Raw genomic sequence first — 14,168 nt, forward strand, 5'->3', positions numbered from 1 at the left:
GAGATTCTGACATGGACATTCGTCAACTAGCCTTTATCGCCAGTGAGCCTGCTGCTGCCGTTAAAAACCGCGAACTCTTCCTCGGCATGCCGAAACGCGGGCTGGCGTTCCTGTTGGCGAACGTCATGTTCTGGCAACCGATGTGGGCGCAGGCCGACGGCATCGTGGTGGCCAACCCGGATACCTCGCTGGATCGCGCCGGCAATGGCGTGCCGATCATCAACATCGCCACGCCCAATGCCAGCGGTCTGTCGCATAACCAGTTCCACGACTACAACGTCGGCGCGCAGGGGCTGATCCTCAACAACGGCTCGACGCAGAATACGGTTACCCAACTGGGTGGGCACATCGTCGACAACCCAAACCTGAAAAACAGCGGTTCGGCACAGGCGATTCTCAACGAAGTCGTCAGCGGCAACCCGAGCCAGTTGCGCGGTTACACCGAAGTGGCGGGGCAGTCGGCGCGGGTGATCGTCGCCAACCCTTACGGCATTACTTGCAATGGCTGTGGCTTCATCAACTCGCCGCGCGTCACGCTGACTACCGGCAAACCCGTGCTCGATAACGGCCGGCTGGAGCGTTATCAGGTTGACCAGGGTTCTGTGGCCATCGAGGGCGCGGGCCTCAACGCGACCAACGTCGACCGTTTTGAAATCATCACCCGCAGCGCAAAGATCAACGCGCAACTTCAGGCGCAGAACCTGACGATTGTCGCCGGTCGCAACGACGTCAACGCACAAACGCTCAGTGCCACAGCGCGCGCTGAGGACGGCAGCAGCAAACCGCAACTGGCCATCGACTCTTCGGCCCTCGGCGGCATGTACGCCGGGGCGATCAAACTGGTCGGCACCGAGGCCGGCGTCGGGGTGAAACTCGACGGCAAACTGATTGCCAGCGGCGGTGATATTCAACTGGATGCCAACGGTCAGTTGAGTCTGGCCGACACCTCGGCCACTGGTGCGGTCAACGTCAAGGCCGCCAGCCTTGATGCACGCGGCCCGGTATACGCCGGCAGCAGCGTTAACGTGCAAACCCAGGGCAACCTGACCAACCGCCAGACCCTGGCGGCCCGCGACAGCATCACTCTCAGTGCCGGCGGTCAACTGACCAACGCCGGCACGATCGAGGCGGGCGTCAACGCCGATGGCAGCCACAATGCCAGTGGCGACCTGAACCTCACCGCGCAGAATCTCGACAACACCGGCAAGCGCCTCACCGCCAGCCGTGACCTGACCATCAACACCGCGCAGACTCTGAACAATCAGGGCGGTACGCTCAGCGGGCAGAACATCGCCGTCACCGGCGGCAGGCTCGATAACCGCCGCGGGGAGATTCTCGGTGATCTGGGCCTGAATATCGATCTCAGCGGTGCGCTGGACAACCGTGACGGTGTTCTAGGTTCGGCACGCACCGTGTTTTTGAAGGCAGCCAGTCTGGATAACCGCGAGGCCGGGGCGCTGGTCAGCGATGGCAGCCTGACTGCACGCATCAGTGGCACACTCGACAACCGCAACAAGGGTGACATCTCGGCCAAAGGCGCGATTGATGCGCAGGCCGGCACGCTGCTGAACAGCGCAGGTAAAGTCACTGGCAACAGCACGCTGGCTCTGCGCGGCGACACGGCCGACAACCGGGGCGGGGTGATTCAGGCCGACCAGCAGTTGACCGTGAATGTCGCGCAACTGGATAACCGCGAAAAAGGCGTGATCAGCGGCAAGCAAGGACTGAGCTATGTTGGCGCTCGTCTGGATAACAGTGGTGGTCTGGTCAGTGCGGTCGGCCCCGTCAACCTTACGGCTGCGGAAATTCAAAACGCGGCCGGACGGATTTCCAGCCAGGGCGACCTGCTGGCCACCATCGGCCTGCTGCAACAACAGGGTGGTGCGCTGGTTGCCCAAGGCAATCTGAGCCTGACTGGCAAGACGCTCGACAACCGCAACGGCGGGCTGGTCGGCACAACAAAAGCGCTGACACTCTCGGTCGACGACGTCGACAATCGCAGCGGCGAGATCTCCAGCAGCTTGCTGATGAACATCAAAGGCCTGCGTCTGGATAACAGTGATGGCGGCAAAATCCTCTCCGGCAGCAACATTGGGCTGAGCGTCACCAAACTGATCAACCAGAGCAAAGGCTTGATTGCCGCCTCCAAAGGCGCGGTAACAGTCACCGGCGCCACGCTGGACAACAGCGGCGGCAATCTCGGCAGCCTCAACGGTCTGGTGATTACCCTTGATGACGCGCTGACCAATTCGCTCGGCGCGATCAGCAGCGACGGCACGCTGACTGTCAATGCTGCGCGCATTGACAACAGCAACGGCAGCCTTGGCAGTGCCGGCAACCTGAAACTCACCAGCACTGGCGCGTTGCTCAATCAGGCCGGTTCGATCAACACCGACAGCGCGCTGACCCTCAACAGCGGCAGTCTTGATAACAGCCGCAAAGGCGCGATCTACGGCCAAGGCCTCAGCCGGATCGAGACCAGCGCAGTCGACAACAGCCAGGGTGGCAAACTCACCAGCGGCGCGGCGCTGACGCTCAAGGCAGGGCAGGTCAACAACGCCACGGGCCGTATCGCCAGCCAGCAGGCGCTGGACGTTTCGCTCACCGGGCTGGATCAACAGGGCGGTGAGCTGTTCAGCAAGACTGATCTGACCCTCGATCTGAATCACGGCCAGTTGAACAACCAGAGCGGTTTGATCAATGCGCCCGGCACGCTGCTGTTGAAAAACCTCAACGGTGTGAACAACCAGGGCGGGGAAATTTCCAGCCAGCAAGCCTTCACGCTCGCCGCGCACGACCTCGACAACAGCAACGGCAAACTGCTCAGCCAGCAGGGTCTGACGTTGCGCATTGCCGCAGCACTGAACAACCTCAAAGGCGTCATCTCCGCCGCCACGCTGGACAGCCACAGCGCTAGTCTGGACAACCACGAAGGCCTGATCAGCAGTCGCGGCGAGTTGTTGCTCACCACCGACAAGACGCTGGCTAACCAGCTCGGCACCGTCATCGCCGACGGCCAACTCACCGTCAACGCTGATGGCGTGGATAACCGTGAAGGCAATATCAGCGGCAAGGCCGATGCCAGCGTGCAAGCAAAAACCGTCAACAACCAGAAGGGTCAGTTGATCGCTACCGGCGTGCTCAAGCTCGAGGCAGATCAATTCGATAACCGGCAGAACGGTCTGCTGGGGTCGAGCAAAGACATGACCCTGACCGTCGCTGACCTCGACAACCGTGGCGGCGAGATCAGCAGCAAAGGCGATTTGCGCGTTACGGGTAAAAAGCTCGATAACAGCGACGGCGGCAAAATCTTCACCGGCACGGCCCTGACGCTGACCGTCGACGAAGTGCTCAACCGCACTAAAGGTCTGCTCGATGCCGGCTCGCAGTTCAACCTGCAGGGGCGCTCGCTGGATAACAACGGCGGCCAATTGCTCAGTCAGCAAGGCATGCTGTTGAACCTTGCCGGCGCCTTTGACAACACCTCGGGCAAGGTCAGCAGCGAAGCCATGCTGACGGTCAACACGACGCAAGTGACCAATGCCGGTGGCAGCCTGTCCAGCGCGGCGGATCTGAAGCTGGACAGCAGCGGCAGTGTCGACAACCAAGGCGGGCAAGTGGTTACCGATGGCGCGCTCGTCCTCGACAGTGCGAGCCTCGACAACCGTCAAAAGGGCACGCTCAGCGGTAAAGGCGCGGTCACCGTGACCACCGGCGCCTTCGATAACAGCAACGGTCAATTGAGCAGCGCCGACACCCTTAACCTAACTGCCGGCCAGGTCACCAACGGTGGCGACGGCAGTATCGGCAGTCAGAATGCGCTGACGGCTTCGGTCAGCGGCCTCGATCAACAGGGCGGCAAACTGTTCAGCAATACGCAACTGAGCCTGGACCTGAACCACGGCCAGTTGAACAACATCGGTGGATTGATCAACGCGCCGGGCACGCTGCTGCTCAAGCAACTCAACGGCGTCAACAACCAGGGCGGCACAATTTCCAGCGCCGAAGCGCTGACCCTGACCGCGCAAAGCCTCGACAACGGCAACGGCAAGCTCCTGAGCAATCAGGGCCTGACCCTGCGCATCGCGGCCGCACTCGACAACGTCAAAGGCATGATCGGTGCAGCCACCATCGACGCGCATGCCGCAAGCTTGAACAACAGCAGCGGCAACCTGGTCAGCCGGGGCGACCTCGGCCTGACCGTCGACGGTCTGCTGCGCAATGACAACAAAGGCCTGATCAGTGCGGCGCAATCTCTCGCGATCACCAGCGCCGAGTTGAACAACCGCGACAGTGGTTTGATCAACAGCCAAGGCAATCTGACGCTGACTGCCACCGGACTGGACTCCAGCGCCGGCGGCGAAGTCTCCGCCAGCGGCGACATCGATCTGAAGCTGACCTCCCTGATCCAGAACGGCGGACGCCTGGTAGGTGACAAAGCCGTCACCCTTGATCTGGCCAATGGTGATCTCGACAACCAGCACGGCGTGCTCACGGCTCAAGGGCCGTTGATGCTCAAACGTCTGCGTGAGGTGAACAACCAGAGCGGGGAGATTTCCAGCAACCTCGGTTTCGAGCTGATTGCCCGAGCCGTGAACAACAGCGCCGGCAAAATCATCAGCGGTGAAAAACTGCTGTTGCGTGGCACCGAGCTGGTCAACCAGAAAGGCCTGATCTCCGGTTGGCAAGGACTCACCGTCAACGCCGACAGCCTGGACAACCGCAACGGCGGCACGCTCTCCAGCAAATTCGCCGATGTCTCGGTCGACCTCAAGGATGCGCTGCTTAACAGCGACGCTGGGGCTGTAGTCGCCCAAGGCAATCTGAACGTCAAGGCGGGTAGCCTCGATAACAGCAACAAGGGCAATCTGAGCAGTGGCGCAGGGCAAGTCCTGACGCTGGGCGGCGCACTCGATAACAGCCAAGGGCTGATTTTCAGTGGTGCGGCGCTGGATATCGTCAGCACCGCGTTCACCAATGCCGGCGGCTCAATCAATGCCGAACAGGCGTTCACGGCCACGGCCACACGTCTGGACAACAACGGCGGCCAGATCGCCAGCAACGCTACGCTTACCCTCAACCTGAGCGGCGAGCTGAACAACAACGCCGGCAAACTGGCGAGCAGCGGCGCGATGTTGATCAAGGGCGTCACCGACCTGCGCAACCAGAACGGTCAGATCGCCAGCCAGACCACGCTGGAGGCGCGCACCGGTTCGCTGGACAACAGCAACAAGGGCACCCTCGCGGCCAATGAACAGTTGCAGATCATTGCCACGGGCGTCGTAAACAACAGCGCGGACGGGCTGATCTTCAGCCAGAATGCTGGCGTCCAACTGACCGCCGCCAGCTTGCGCAACGGCAAAGGTTCGATCCAGAGCGAAGGCGCGTTGAGCCTTGAAACCAGCGCTGACTTCGATAACCAGAGCGGCAAGGTCATCGCGCAGAATGGCAATGTCTTTGTCACAGCGGCGAACATCGATAACCGTGGCGGCACGCTGTCCAGCATCAAAGGTGCTCTGGAAGCGCGCACCGTCGGTGTGCTGCGCAACGGTTTCGACCTCAATAACAATCGCCAGGGCGGCATCATTCAGGCGCAGGGTCTGACCCTGACGGCACTGGCCGGCCTGAACAACAATGGCGGGCGGATTTCTGCACGAGCAGCAGACCTTGGCATCACCACAGCCGCGCTGGATAACAGCTCTGGCGTGGTTTATTCGAAAGGGCTGTTGGGCGTCACCGGCACAAGTCTGGAAAACGCTGGCGGGCAGATCGCTGCCAACCGCATCGACTTCGGTCTCAGTGGTGCGTTGCGCAACGGCACGGGTGTCATCGAAAGCGATACCCAACTGAGCGTAAAAGCTGCCAGCGTCGACAACCAGAACGGTCGCCTGCGTTCGCTGGGCAACACCGGCAAGACCCTGTTCCAGATCGGCGGTTTGCTCGACAACCGTAACGGTGTACTGGAAACCGCCAACACCGACATGACCCTGGCCGTCGGCGGCCTGCTCAATGCCGGCGGGCAACTCAACCACGTCGGGCGCGGCAGGTTTGACATCTCCACCGCCAATGTCATCGGCGCGGGCGGCAGCATCGTCACCGGCGGACTGCTGGAACTCAATGCCGACAGCTGGAGCAACTCCAACGTCATTCAGGCCGGTCGCCTGAACGTTAACGTCGGGCAGTTCAGCCAGACCGCCAGCGGCAAATTGCTGGCTTCCGATTCCCTGCAGATCCGTGGCGGCAACTGGACCAATGATGGCTTGATCGCCAGTGATGGCATCCTCGATATGCAAATCGGCGGAACCTATGCTGGCAGCGGCCGCTTGACCAGTCAGCGCGGCGCTTACCTTTCCGTCGCGCAGATGAACGTCGCGGCGGCCGGCAGTTTCGCGGTGGGCGCCACATCGACCGTCAATGTTGGCGGGCAACTCAGCAACGCCGGACGCATGACCTCCAGCGAAGACCTGACGATCAACGCGGGCAGTGTTGCCAACTACGGCACCCTGGGCGCGGCGCAGAACCTCATCATCAATACGCCTTCGTTGCTCAACGATCGCGGGCTGATTTTCAGCGGCAATAACATGACCCTCGGCGTCAGCACGCTGACCAACCAGCACGGTGATTTCTACGGTCTGGGCGATGTGGTGATCGGCGGGTATGCCGGCGCGGCAAGGGCAGCGGGGGTGTACAACATTTCCGGCTCGATGGAAAGCGGGCGCGGGTTTACGCTCAGTGCCGATGTGTTTGAAAACCGCACAGAAGGGCCGACGGCGTCGGTTGAACGCAAGCTCATTTCCGGGTTGATTGCTGCAACGTGCGGTGACTGCGTTGGCGGCACCTTCAACAACTTCCTCGCCACTCGCGAGACCTACCAATTCTTCGACACCGATACCAGCGCTTCGGCGATGTTCAATGTCGGCAAGGATTTTACGTTCACCGGCGGCACGTTCCTCAACAGCAAAAGTACGGTAGCGGCGGGTGGCAACATCACCATCACCGCCGATAGTCTGAAGAATATCGGTGCCAAGAGCGGGACTGTCGAAGTCACGCGTCAATACAATTTCGAGATGGGCACGGGCAGCACGGCGCAATTCATGGCCAACGTGATCATGCCGTACAACCAGCGCAACAACCCTGACTTCCCTTTTGTGTATTACGTCATCGCGCCGGAAGGCCTGATCCGTAAAGCGATCGCCAAAACCGTGGGCAATGGCATCGTCATCGTCGACGCCGAGACGGGCGAAAACGTCGGTAGTCGCAAATATGGCCGGGCCATGTCTGGCTATTCCGCTGGCTTTGAAACCTCAACGGCATCGATGTATGACCCGAATAACCTGCTGGCTATACCGAGTGAACTGGCACCGTTCGAAAAAGGCGTTGCTGTCGAGAAACCGGTTAACAGCACCGGTGCTGCCGATACCACTAACTCGCGCAACGCAGTGATTCAGGCCGGCGGTAACGTCTCGATTACCGCCACCCGGGAAGTTGAAAACAGCGTTATCCATCAGGACTACGGTTCAACGGGTGGCACCAACAAAGTTGCCAATACCACGGTCGGAAACAGCGGCACCGTCGTTGTGCGCATCAACAGCCAGTTGCCGCCGGACCTTGCGCAACAGCAAGTCAATCCGCTGAGCCTGCCTGGTTTCTCTCTGCCGACGGGCGAGAACGGTTTGTTCCGTCTGAGCGGGCAGGGCAGCAGTGGCGTCACTGCCGGCAACATTGGCCCAGCACCGACGTGGACGGTTGCCAGTGAGTCGATAAATGCCCAGGACCATATGGTTGCCGCCAGCAGCGGCGGGCCGCGCAACCTGTTCATCGATGCACCTGCGCCGGTGTCCGACAGCACCCGCTTCGTGGATACATTCCACCCGACCCCGAGCATGGTTCAGGCAGTCGCCAGTACCGTCGATGCAAAAGTGCCGGAGAGTTCTGCCGGCTCGGGCAAGCCCAACCGCGGTAACGACATCAAAGAGTCGATCGACACTCGTCCGGTCACGCGTGTCACTGGCCTGCCGGACACCACAGCGCCCTCGAACCCGCACAAATACCTGATCGAAACCAACCCGGTACTCACCGACCTCAAGTCGTTCATGAGCTCGGATTACCTGCTGGAAAAACTCGGTTACAACCCCGACCAGAGCGCCAAACGCCTCGGTGATGGCCTCTATGAACAACGCCTGATCCAGCAAGCCGTCACCGCGCGCACCGGCCAGGCTTTCCTCGACGGCCAGACCTCTAACGAGGGCATGTTCAAGTACCTGATGAACAACGCCATCGCAAGCAAGGACGCGCTCAACCTGTCGGTTGGCGTCGGCCTCACGTCGCAGCAAGTCGCCGCGCTGACCCACGATATTGTCTGGCTCGAAGAGCACGAAGTGAATGGCGAAAAAGTCCTGGTGCCGGTGGTTTATCTGGCGCAAGCCAGCGGCCGTCTCGGCCCGACCGGGGCACTGATTGCCGGTAACGATGTGACGCTGATCGCCGGGGAAAACCTCGATAACGTCGGCACGCTCAAGGCCACCAACAACTTGTCCGCGACAGCGGGCAAGGACCTGGTCAACAGCGGTTCGATCGAAGCGGGCAACCGTCTGGACTTGCTGGCCACCAACAACATCGTCAACAAGGCCGGCGGCATCATTGCCGGCAAGGACGTCAGCCTGACCACGCGCACGGGCGATGTGATCAACGAACGAACCATCACCTCGATGGACGACCAGTACGGCACCGTCACCCGGCATCAGGATTTTGCCGATAACGCAGCGCGGATCGAGGCGGCCAATGACCTGACCGTCAAAGCGGCCAAGGACATCAACGTCATCGGCGGCGTCCTGAAAAGCGGCCAGGACATGGCGTTGAACGCCGGTCGCGACGTCAACGTGGCGTCCGTGCAGATCAACGACAGTGCCTCGCTGGGCTGGAGGGGAGCTGTCAGCAGTGTCACGCAACTGGGCGCCGATATTGATGCGGGGCGTGATTTCAAGGCTGACGCCAAGCGTGACATCAGTGTTATTGCCAGTGACATTGATGCCAAACGAAATGTGTCGATGTCGGCGACTGAGAATCTGGTGATCAGTTCGGCGACGGATGAAGGGCACTCGCGTTCTGCAAACAAGAAAATGTCGCGTCAGGATGATCAGGTCAGACAGGTGATGTCCGGTATTACTGCCGGCGGTGACATGACGTTGAATGCCGGCAAGGATCTGGAACTGATTGCCAGTCGAGTCAGTGCAGGGGATGAGGCTTATCTGTTTGCTGGCAACAATGTAAATCTGGAAACCGCGGATAACCTCGATCACTCGTACTACTCGAAGACCAAAAAAGGCTCGTTCGGCAAGAAAAAGTCGACGATGTCTGAAAGCGAAAGCGCCGTTTCGGTCAGCTCCGTTGTTGAAGCAGGCAACAAGCTGGCGATTTCCGCCGGAGAGGATTTCAACGCCACCGGTGCCAAGCTGAAAAGCGATGGGACATTGCTCGCCACTGCGGGTCACGATATCAATCTTGATGCTGCGCAAGACTACGCGAGTACCGCTAGTGCTTCGTCCAAGAAGGGTTGGACTTCTAGCAAGTCCAGCTCATCGAAAGTCACTGAATCGCGTTTGAACAGTACGGAGCTGGTCGCGAAAAATATCGAACTGAAGGCTGACCATGATATTTCGCTGGCGGCTGCGGCATTGCGTGCTAAGGAGGAGATAAAACTTACGGCCGCCAACGACATATTGGTAGGTGCCAGTGAGGAAACTAAAACAACCGCTCAATCGAAGAGCTCCAGCAAAACCAGTGCGAATCTCACCGGCTACCTGACTTCCGCGCAGAAATCTCAGGAGCGGCAAACGACTTCGACGCGAATGGTTGGTAGCGATATCAGTGGCGGCAGCATTCAGATCAAGAGTGGCCGCGATACAGTTGTCGAGGGCAGCACGCTGGTTGCCGACAAAAATATCGGGATTGATGCCGGTCGCAATCTGGAAATTATCAGCGCTGAAAACACTGAGAGTTCAAGCGCCAAATCCGGCAGCAAAAAGGTTGGTGAAATTGGCTCTTGGTGGCAGGGCGCGACAGGTGTCATCAAGCAAAAAGAAGGCGAGAAGTATGATTCTACTCGGCAAACGGGTAGTCAGATCGCCTCGCTGGGCGGCAATGTCAGCCTCACAGCGGGCGATCATTACACCCAATCCGCCAGCCAGTTAGTCACCCCATTGGGTGATGTGAGCATCACTGCCAAGCATGTCGATATTGAGGCCGGTTTCGATACCCTCAATTCGAGCAGAACCGCCAGTACCAGCCGTACCGCGATTGGCGGGTCGGTGAGTATTCCATTGCTTGATGCTCTGCGGGGTATTCAGCAGATGGGCGAAGCTGCGCAGAAAACCAGTGATGACCGGATGGTCGCGCTGGCTGCCGTGAATGCGGCAATGAGTGCCAACCAGGCGGTTGATGCGGGCAAGGCGTTGATGAACTCGCCGAACGCCGGGATCAAGATCAGTGTCAACCTGAGCGACAGTCGCAGCCATAGCGAAAGCAGTCAAAGTGGGCGCAACGTGGTGGGCAGCGATGTCGTGGCAGGCGGCAATGTAAAAATCGTTGCCACAGGTGATGGTGCCAACAGCGATATCAACGTAATCGGCAGCCGGATTGAAGGTGGCGGGGACGTCAGCCTTAAAGCCGACGGTGAGATCAACCTGCTGTCGGCACAAAACACCGCGCATCAGGAAAGCACCAACAGCAATTCTGGCTGGAGCGCCGGGATCGGCATCGGCTTTGGCGGGGCACAAAACGGTGTCTCGTTTGAGCTGGCTGCCAACGCGGGACGTGGTATGGCAGATGGGGACGATGTCACCCATACCAACACGTATATCAAGGGCGGCAACAGCGTCAAACTGGAGAGTGGTGGCGACACCAACATCAAAGGCGGCGTCGTTTCGGCTGATCAGGTCAAGGTCAACGTGGGCGGTGATCTCAATATTGAGAGCCAGCAGGACACCAGTACCTACACCTCCAAACAATTGAGCGCAAACATCGGCGTCAATATTTGCGTTCCACCGATCTGTGCAGGCATGAGCACGATCAGTGGAGGCATCGCTGCGCAGAACATGAACAGTGAGTACGCCAGTGTCAGCGAGCAATCAGGAATCAAGGCCGGTAATGGCGGCTTCCAGGTTGAGGTCAAAGGCAATACCGACCTTGTGGGTGCGGTCATTGCCAGCACCGACAAAGCGGTAGCCGATGGCAAGAACACCCTGAGTACTGGAACGCTGACCACGTCTGACATCAAGAACAAGGCTGAGTACGACGCAACCAGCATCAACCTGAGCGGTGGCTATGGTGGCAGTATCGGTCGTGACGGCAACGGTAATGCCAGCGCTACGGCCAACCCCAATGGTCCCAAGGTGCCCAATAAAGGTGGCGTCAGCATGTCCACGCCGGTGGTGCTATACGCCGGAGACAGTTCCAGTAGCACCACCCACAGTGGCATTAGCGGTGCGGCCGTTACTATTACCAATAGCACCAAACAGCAGGAATTGACCGGTCAGACGGCGGAGCAGGCCATCGCCGCGATCAATACCGATGTCTCCAGTGAGCGTGACGGCAGCAACAAACTAAAACCGATTTTCGACGCCCAGGAAATCGGCGTGGATTTCGAGATCGTCGGCAAGTTTGTGCAAAACGTTTCCCAGTATATCGATAGTCGTGCGCGGGAAATCGATCAGAAAAAGGAGCAGGCCAACGTTGAAAAAGCCGCTGCTGACAATGAGAGTTTGTCTCTCAGCGATCGAATAGCGCACCACGAAAATTATTTACAGCTCAATCAGCAGATCAAGGAGATTGGCGATAACTGGGGCGCCGGTGGAACTTACCGGCAAATCGCAACGGCGCTGGTCGCCGGTATCAGCGGCAACGTGGCGGGCAGCGGCACGCAGTTCGCGCAAAACATGGTGGTCAATTACGTCCAGCAACAAGGCTCGGCGTACATCGGCGACCTCGTGAAAAAAGGCTTGAAGGAAGGCAGCCCTGAACACGCAGCGCTGCACGCAATTCTCGGTTGTGCCGGCGCCGCCGCAAGCAGCCAGAGCTGCGCGGCAGGTGCCTTGGGCGGATCTGCCGCCAGTCTGCTGGCTGGCCTGTTCGCTGACGCCGATCCGAACGAAACCGCTGAATCGAGAGAGGCCAAACGCAACATCATCACCAGCATCGTGACCGGCATTGCGGCCATGAGTACTCCGAATGGTGCGGCCACCGCGAACAACGCGGCTGCGGCAAACGTCGATAACAACTGGTTAGCGACGCAGCAGTATGTGCAGGCCAAGAAAGAAATTGATGCTGAGCCTAATCTGGCTAAAAAGCTGGCAATTATCGCAAAGTGGGGACTAATTTCGGCACGACAGGATTTGTTGACCGCTTCCGGGGTCATGAAGGGTTTCACGGACGGTATGGCGGGTGCTGGGCTGGGAGCGCTGGACAGCGCAGTAAATCTCCTGCGGGATCCGGTAGAAAGTTTTCACGCCATGAATGAGTTTCTTGCTTCTGACGAGGCGGTGGCCATTCTCGGTAAAAGCGTAGCCGATGCTTTCAAATCGCAACTCTCGCAAATCGCTGAAGCAGCCACCGTGGGCGGCGATGAGAACGCGGAGAATGTTGGCCGGCAGATGGGTCAGGCTGTAGCGCTCATTGTCCAACTCATGGCTGGTGGCGGCAGTAACTCCGCGAACGCATCGTTGCAACTTTCGCGTATGGGTATCGACGTTTCGGTCAAGACCATCAAAGAGGTTGGGGCTACGGTCAAAATCGACAACCTGAAGACGCAGATTACGAAGTTTTCGGATCGAGTGTCTGATTCGGATGTGCCAGTTCTAGATCCGCAGAAGCCGGTTGCGCCGACGAAGCCCGATGTTCCGAATAAACCGGATGTCCCACAAAAGCCGGACGTGGAACCTCCGAAGACTGACAAAACACCGCCCGAAGTAGATGATCCGGTTATTCCTGAGAAGCCGGTCGATCCCGGGAAGCCTATTGAGGTCGACGATGGAATTCCGGCAACATCGGCGATTGCAAGAGAAGAACTCAGGCTCAAGCTTGCAATTGAAGCGGGAATTCCGCGAACCCTGGATCAGGTCTGGGGGGCGACGGTGGACGACTTCATCCAAGCGTATAAGATGGACGGAGCGACGCTTACGCGAAAACCACCAAAACCAGGCACTTCTGGAAAGGCCGAGGCTTATCTTGTTGAAGGCCATCCCGAAATCAGCGAGTTTCAATATCATCCAGGTAGCGGCACTCATGGCAGTGGAGAATATTATAAGTTTGTATATAAAGATGGCCTGGAAGTCAGAGTCATTGACTCGAGTTCTGGCTTTAGCCCAGGGACGATTACAAAGTATCAACAGTATTTTGATAGGGATGGCAGTCGTTTGAAATATATTGGTGGAAAGTGGCTGCCTTGGTGAGGTTCTTAAAATGAGCGATGGTTTTTTTCCAGATATGGACGCCGAGCTGAATCCTGAAGTAAGCGCTGCAGGCTTTCAGTTAGGCGTCAGTCTTTCGTCGGTGATGAAGTTGATAGGTCCTGTGGTTTGGTATGAAGACAACTCCGAGATACATGAGTTGCTTGATAAAAATTCGGGATGGATTGGCGTAAAGAGAAAGTTAGGTCGGCAGGGTAATGATGCTGTTACTCTGACGTTCAAAAGTAGCTGCATTCAACTTGTTTTTGAGTCTCGTGATCTTCTCTATCAGATAGTTGTGGGGGACGGATATTCCGGGGCGTTTGCGGGTGTGAGGGTCGGTGATGACTTGCTGGCGCTTGAGACAGATTTTGAGATTGATTTTAACGATATGGATGATGAGTTTCTGATTCTTGATAAGGGTGAGTATATTTCCGGGATCAGTTTTATTACTGATTACAGAGCGTCTCTTTTGCATGCGCCAAATCAAGTGATAACAGGGATATCGGTGCATAACTGGCAGTTTAGATAAAGGAGTCAATCGAGGTAGACCACGTTTAGGTAATATTTCGGGTCTGTCCCTGAGGGGGTGCCATAAATATACTCTATGCTCTGCGCCTGTTGATGCACCCCATCACGCAGAGCTTTCTCCAAAGCTCCCCAGTATTCGTTCTTCCGTATGGTGTCAGGAGTTAGTCAGTGCCGTACCCGGTTACACCCCTATAC

The 14,168-nt window shown here is 58.1% G+C and carries 2 protein-coding genes; both read left to right on the plus strand.

Features of this window, described 5'->3' with window-relative positions; all coding sequences use genetic code 11:
- The first annotated feature begins 11 nt into the window (after positions 1-11).
- On the plus strand, positions 12-13,445 hold the full coding sequence (locus AC5SEM_RS08285) for a hemagglutinin repeat-containing protein (RefSeq protein ID WP_495472623.1): 13,434 nt from the start codon (positions 12-14) through the stop codon (positions 13,443-13,445).
- A gap of 10 nt (positions 13,446-13,455) precedes the next feature.
- Positions 13,456-13,974 carry a hypothetical protein gene (locus AC5SEM_RS08290; RefSeq protein WP_495472624.1) on the plus strand — a complete coding sequence of 173 codons (519 nt, stop codon included), beginning with the start codon at positions 13,456-13,458 and terminating at the stop codon, positions 13,972-13,974.
- Positions 13,975-14,168 lie beyond the last annotated feature (194 nt).

Source organism: Pseudomonas sp. CH61, assembly GCF_059429415.1.

Bases quoted from the DNA above. Each gene is read 5' to 3' on its own strand.
- AC5SEM_RS08285 (WP_495472623.1), top strand. From the start codon at position 12: ATGGACATTCGTCAACTAGCCTTTATCGCCAGTGAGCCTGCTGCTGCC.
- AC5SEM_RS08290 (WP_495472624.1), top strand. From the start codon at position 13,456: ATGAGCGATGGTTTTTTTCCAGATATGGACGCCGAGCTGAATCCTGAA.